Below are 4,736 nucleotides of genomic sequence, written 5' to 3'. Positions count from 1 at the left end.
CGAACAGCGCGAGGCGGTCGAGACGGTGGACGGGCCGGTGCTGGTGCTGGCCGGCGCGGGGACTGGCAAGACGCGGGTGCTGACCACCCGGCTGGCCCACATCCTGGCGACGGGCCGGGCGCGGCCGTGGGAACTGCTGGCCGTCACCTTCACCAACAAGGCCGCGCGCGAGATGCGCGAGCGGATCACCCATCTGATCGGGCCGTCGGCCGAGGGGCTGCGGTGGCTGGGCACCTTCCACAGCGTGGCGGCGCAGATCCTGCGGCGGCACGCCGAGCTGGTGGGGCTGAAATCGACCTTCACCATCCTCGACACCGACGACCAGGAGCGGGTCTGCAAACAGCTGCTGGAGGCGGCCAATCTCGACACCAAGCGCTGGACGCCGCGATCGCTGAGCGGGTTGATCGACCATTGGAAGAACCGCGGCTGGACGCCCGAGAAACTGCCGTCGAGCGAGGATTTCGCCAACGGCAAGGGACATGCGCTGTACGCCGCCTATCAGGCGCGGCTGGCCAGTCTGAACGCCTGCGACTTCGGCGACCTGCTGCTGCACAATCTGACGATCCTGTCGCAGCACGCGGATATCGCTGAGGAATACCGGCGGCGGTTCCGCTACATCCTGGTCGACGAATACCAGGACACCAACGTGGCCCAGTATCTGTGGCTGCGGCTGCTGACGTCCTCGACCGGCAATGTCTGCTGCGTCGGCGACGACGACCAGTCGATCTATGGCTGGCGCGGGGCCGAGGTGGACAACATCCTGCGCTTCGAGCGGGATTTCCCGGGGGCGAAGGTCATCCGGCTGGAGCGCAACTATCGGTCGACCCAGCATATCCTGGGGGCGGCCTCGGGCCTGATCGCGGCCAACCGGGACCGGCTGGGCAAGACGCTGTGGACCGAGGATCTGAGCGGCGACAAGGTCAAGGTGCGCGGGGTCTGGGACGGCGAGGCCGAGGCCCGGCTGATCGCCGACGAGATCGAGACGGCGCGACGTCAGGGCATGGCCTACAAGGACATGGCGGTGCTGGTCCGGGCCTCGTTCCAGATGCGGGCGTTCGAGGAACGGTTCGTGATGCTGGCCGTGCCCTACACGGTGATCGGCGGGCCGCGCTTCTTCGAACGGCCCGAGATCCGCGACGCCCACGCCTATCTGCGCCTGATCCTGAGCGAGGACGACGACCTCGCCTTCGAGCGCATCGTCAACGTGCCCAAGCGCGGCATCGGCGATACGAGCGTGCAGAAGGTGCTGCAGATCGCGCGGCTGTCGAACCGCTCGGCGATGAGCGCGGTGCGCGACCTGATCACCTCGGACGAACTTCAGGCGCGGACGCGGACGGCGCTGAGCAACTTCGTGCGCGACATCGACCGCTGGCGGGCGCTGGCCCAGACCACGACCCACTGGGAGCTGACCGAGGCCGTGCTGGAGGAGAGCGGCTACACCGACATGCAGAAGGCCGACCGGGCGACGGGGCAGACGCGGCTCGACAACCTGAAGGAGCTGACGCAGTCGATGCAGCAATTCGAGACCCTGCCCGCCTATCTGGAGCACGTCTCGCTGGTCATGGATCTGGACCGGGGCGGGTCCGACGACGCGGTGCAGATCATGACCCTGCACGGGGCCAAGGGGCTGGAGTTTCCGCTGGTGTTCCTGCCGGGCTGGGAGGAAGGCGTCTTCCCCAGCCAGCGCAGCATCGACGAGAAGGGCGAAAAGGGCCTCGAGGAGGAACGCCGCCTCGCCTATGTCGGCGTCACCCGGGCCAAGCAGGACGCCCGCATCTCGTTCGCGGCCAACCGGCTGGTCTACGGCCGCTGGACCTCGCAGCTGCCGAGCCGGTTCGTCGACGAACTGCCGATCGATCACGTCGAGGCGGAGAGCGACACCGGCTACTACGGCGTGTCGTCGGGCATGAAGGAGGCCAAGAGCCGCTGGGACGAAATGCCGACCTTCGGGTCCGGCTATTCCTCGCCGGGCTGGAAGCGGGCGCAGTCGTTCACGGCCGGACGGTCGCCGGCGGCGCGGCCGGCGCGGCACACGCTGATCGAGGGGGATGGACGGCTGGTCGCCACGGCGGACCCGAAGTCGAGCGGCGACTGGGCCCTGGGCCAGCGGGTGTTCCACCAGAAGTTCGGCTACGGGGCGGTGCGGGCCATCGAGGGCAACAAGCTGCTGATCGATTTCGAGAAGGCGGGGGAGAAGAAGGTGATCGATACGTTCGTGGAGAAGGCGTGATGCGGAAGCTGGTTCTGGCGTCGGCCCTCGCCGTGTCGGGATGTGCGACCGCCTCGTACAGCGACGACGCGGTGACACGGTTCGTCGAGCGGGCCGAGATGTGCGAACACTGGGCCGGCGAGGAGCCCTATGACGACGCACGGCGGGCCGAGATCGACCGGGCCCTCAACGACCTGCGCTGCACGACGATCACGCGCGACGGCGAGGCCCTGAAGCTGAGCCGGAAGGACCGGCCGGAGGACCTGCGCCGGATCGACGGGGCGCTGGCGGGGTTCTGAGCCGCGGCGGGTATGCGGCGGCGCGCATCACTATAGGTTGCAATCTCTGGCCCCGTCACCGGCGCCGTGCGACACTGGCGGACATGGCGCACTTCATCCTCAAGCTCAGCGATTACTCGCTACGAAAGCTGACCGAAGCGGCGCGCGCTGCGGGCGTAACGCCCGGGCGCATGGCCGGAATGATGCTGGAGGCGTGGGTGCGCGACGAGGTCGGTCCGGACCCGAACCGCGCCCCGCACGGAGTCGATGAGCCGGCCCGCGTCTGGGCGGGCGCGGCCGACGAGGGCGATGGGTATGATCCGCACACGACGCCGGAGGCCCCTGATGGCCCGGTCGTCGAATTGGCGGAGCCCATGCAGTCGCGGTTTGCTCGAATGGCCAGGGATGGCGGCGCCCCGCAGGAGGTGCTGGCCGCCGCGGTCCTCGATAGCCGGTTGTTCGACTACGACGACTTCGAATGGCCCGAAGGCGGCGATCCGCGCGACGATAACGCCGCCAACTACGACCTGAATGAAGTCGGACGGCCGTGGAGCGAAGTCAGGCCAGAGTTGGTCGCCTATCTCGAGCGCAAGCTGGCCGAGCGCAAATGACGCTGACGCTTTCGGCGCGGGCCGAACGCGACCTGGCCGAGCAGATCGAATGGCTGACCGAACGGTCGCCGCAAGCAGCGCGGAAAGCGACGACGCGCATACTTCACGTCTTCGACCTGCTCGAAGAGAATCCGTTCATCGGCGCCGAGACGGAACGGGGCTGGCGAGAAAAGGGCGTGAGGTTCGGACGCGACGGCTATGTCATCTGCTATGTCGTCCGGCGCCGGGACGTGTTCGTCGCCCGTTTCAGGCACGGCCGCCAAGATCGCCGCTGACCTGATCCCCAACCCTTCGTTAAGCCCGTTGGCCGACCCTGCACGGGTGAGCGAATCCCGTTCAGAGGCGGTCCTGATCGAAACCCCTCCCAGCCTGTGGGAGCGGGCGATCTGCGTCGTCATCATCGCCATGCTGACGGGGGCGCTGATCGGGCCGGTGTTCGCGCCGACCCAGGAGGAGACGCCGATCCTGCGGCTGGTGTGGCTGCCGGCCTATGCGGCGATCGCGGGGCTGCTGCTCTACCGGATCGACCGGCTGGGGCGGGCGTGGCCGGCAATGATCGCCATGGCCCTGCTGATCGGACTGGCCTTCGCCTCGCGCTACTGGTCGATCGATTTCGCCACCACCATGCGGCGGGTCATCGCCCTGGCCCTCACCGGCGGCTTCGCCCTGTATCTGGGGGCGGTGTTCCGCGGGCCGCACCTGCCGCGGCTGCTGATGCACGCGACCCTGATCATGGCGGTCGGCAGTCTGGTGATGGTCTTCGCCTTCCCCGCCATCGGCGTGCACCAGTACGACAACGCCGGCCTGTGGCGCGGCCTCTGGTACGAGAAGAACCAGATGGGGGCGGTGATGGTGATCGGGGCCACGGCCTCGGCCGCCTGCCTCGCCTCGCCCGATCCGCGACGGCTGCTGCCGGCCCTCGCCCTGTTCCTGTCCTCTGTCCTGGTGCTGGCGACCCAGTCCAAGACGTCGCTGCTGTGCCTGGTGCTGGGACTGGCCTTCGTCGGCGGCTTCTGGACCCTGCGGCGCGGCGGGGCGGCCTTCAGCGTGGCGGCGATCTGGGCGGCCGTGGTGCTGGCGGGCCTCGGGGTGTGGCTATGGGAGACCCACTCGGTCGAGGTGCTGGAGGCGCTGGGCAAGGACCCATCGCTGACCGGACGCACCGAGATCTGGGACGCCCTGATGCGCAAGGTCGCCGACCGGCCGTGGACCGGCTACGGCTACGGCGCCTTCTGGGGCCGCGAGGGCGAGTCTGTGCCCGCCGACTGGGTGCGCAAGGAGACCCAGTGGCCGGTGCCGAACGCGCACAACGGCTGGATCGACCTGCTGGTGCAACTGGGCTGGCCGGGGGCGGTGCTGGTCGGGACGCTGATGGCGGCGACGGCGGCGGTCACGCTGTTCCGGTCGATGGGCCAGGGCGTGCGCGAGGGCTGGTGGGCGCTGGGCTTCCTCGCCGCCTTCTTCGTTCTGAGCCTGTCGGAGAGCATATTGATGGCGCACCAGGGCCTGCCGTGGGTGCTGTTCCTGGCGGTGATGACCCGCGCCGTCCTGCCCTCGCCCGCCCCGGTCGCGGCGCCGCTTGTGGAGAAGCGCCGCCGGGCCTACCAGACCGGTCCCCGAATCGCAGCACAGTATCGG

Annotated in this window: 5 protein-coding genes; all 5 read left to right on the top strand. The window is 68.9% G+C overall.

The features are described from left to right. The coding region (locus tag RDU12_RS03670; protein ID WP_308684114.1) for a UvrD-helicase domain-containing protein at positions 1-2,230 on the top strand (2,230 nt) is incomplete at its 5' end. Beyond that, positions 2,230-2,508: a hypothetical protein gene (locus RDU12_RS03665; protein WP_300289451.1), complete on the top strand. Its 279-nt coding sequence runs from the start codon at positions 2,230-2,232 to the stop codon at positions 2,506-2,508. The genes RDU12_RS03670 and RDU12_RS03665, both read left to right, overlap by 1 nt. A gap of 83 nt (positions 2,509-2,591) precedes the next feature. Next, positions 2,592-3,098, top strand: coding sequence for a hypothetical protein (locus RDU12_RS03660; RefSeq protein ID WP_300289452.1), 507 nt, complete (start codon positions 2,592-2,594; stop codon positions 3,096-3,098). Further along, positions 3,095-3,373, top strand: a complete 279-nt coding sequence (locus tag RDU12_RS03655; protein ID WP_300289453.1) for a type II toxin-antitoxin system RelE/ParE family toxin — start codon at positions 3,095-3,097, stop codon at positions 3,371-3,373. Before RDU12_RS03660 ends, RDU12_RS03655 begins: the two co-directional genes overlap by 4 nt. Before the next feature lie 46 nt (positions 3,374-3,419). Beyond that, positions 3,420-4,736 (top strand): O-antigen ligase (locus RDU12_RS03650; RefSeq protein WP_308684113.1); only part of this gene is annotated, 1,317 nt, incomplete at its 3' end.

The organism is Brevundimonas sp., assembly GCF_031082345.1.
Lineage (GTDB): Bacteria > Pseudomonadota > Alphaproteobacteria > Caulobacterales > Caulobacteraceae > Brevundimonas.
This window is presented reverse-complemented; position numbering and strand designations above follow the sequence as displayed.